This window comes from Kribbella sp. NPDC059898, from assembly GCF_042730855.1.
Taxonomy (GTDB): domain Bacteria; phylum Actinomycetota; class Actinomycetes; order Propionibacteriales; family Kribbellaceae; genus Kribbella.
Genome location: NZ_JBHWKR010000041.1, coordinates 1 through 1323 on the forward strand (window position 1 = coordinate 1; position 1323 = coordinate 1323).

Here is a 1323-nt window from a genome sequence, read left to right on the forward strand (position 1 = left end):
CGGCGACAGTTGGCACATGGGTGCGCTGACCGGCCCGGGTACCGACGAGAACAAGTCCGTCGAGCTCGAGGACGGACGGCTGATGCTGAACAGCCGGGCGAGGCCGAACCGCCTGGTCGCCTACTCGTCCGACGGCGGCGAGAGCTGGCAGGGCCTGCACGCCGACCCGAACCTGATCGACCCCGGCGACAACGGCTCGATCCTGCGGTACAACGAGAATGCCGCGCCCGGAACGCAGCAGGCGAGCTGGTTGCTGTTCAGCAACAACGAGAGTACGTCGTCCCGGAGCAACCTGGTCGTCAAACGGTCCTGTGACAACGGGCAGACCTGGCCGATCCGCAAGGTCGTGGAGCCGGGCTTCGCGGCGTACTCGACGCTCACCCGGCTGCCCGACGGGAGCTTCGGCCTGCTGTGGGAGAGCAGGACTACACGCGGATCACGTTCTCGAAGTTCGACCGGAACTGGCTGAACGGCGTCTGCGCGCCGCTGACCGTCACCGCGCCGCAGGACGCGGCCGCCGGCAGGACGACCTCGGTCTCGGTGCAGGTGACGAGCCAGCAGGCCGGCGACCTCAGCGGCGCCGTCACGCTGTCCGACCTCCCGGCCGGGTGGACCGCCGGTACCGTCCCGGTCCCGCACCTGCGGCCTGACGAGAGCACGACTGTTTCCGTTCCATTGACAGTGCCCGCCGGTACAGCGACCAACGCCTATCCGGTGCGCGCGCTCTTCACCACAGCGCTGGGCCGGTCCACCACGCCCAACCCGACCCAGATCGTCGTACGCGGCGGGAACACGATCTGGGCGGACACCACATCGCGCACCTTCGACGGCTCCGCCTTGCATGACGTGTCGGACCAGTTCGGTGCGGTGAAGGACCTGACCGGCGGAGCGGTCACGATCAACTTCCGTACGACGGCGACCGCCGCCGCGGCGACGTTGCTGTCGAGTGCCGATCCGATCAGCCAGGTCCGCGATCTGGTGGTGTCGCTGAACTCCGGGCAGCCGTACGTCGAGTTCCGTACCGGGTCGTCGACGTACCCGCTCCGGATCCAGTCCTCGGTGAACGCCGCCGACGGCCGGGACCACGAACTGATCTTTGCCAGCAGCAACGGAATCAGCAGCCTGATCCTCGACGGCCAGGTCGTCGGCCAGACCGCCGGCCAGCGCTTCTTCCGCGACGTCGACGACATGACGACCGGCTTGCCCAACCTCACCATCGGCGGCAACCGCGCGTACGTCACACCCCCAGGCGCCCTGACGAACCGCTGGCTCTACACCGGCACCATCCAATCGATCCGCATCACCTCATGACCGGGACAACTG

The 1323-nt window shown here is 68.0% G+C and carries 2 protein-coding genes; both read left to right on the plus strand.

The window, feature by feature from the left end:
- Positions 1 to 469, plus strand: a 469-nt coding sequence (locus ACFV9C_RS44770; RefSeq protein WP_380204277.1) for an exo-alpha-sialidase, incomplete at its 5' end; no start/stop codon positions are given.
- Positions 412 to 1311: an NEW3 domain-containing protein gene (locus ACFV9C_RS44775; protein ID WP_380204279.1), complete on the plus strand. Its 900-nt coding sequence runs from the start codon at positions 412 to 414 to the stop codon at positions 1309 to 1311. The genes ACFV9C_RS44770 and ACFV9C_RS44775, both read left to right, overlap by 58 nt.
- Positions 1312 to 1323 lie beyond the last annotated feature (12 nt).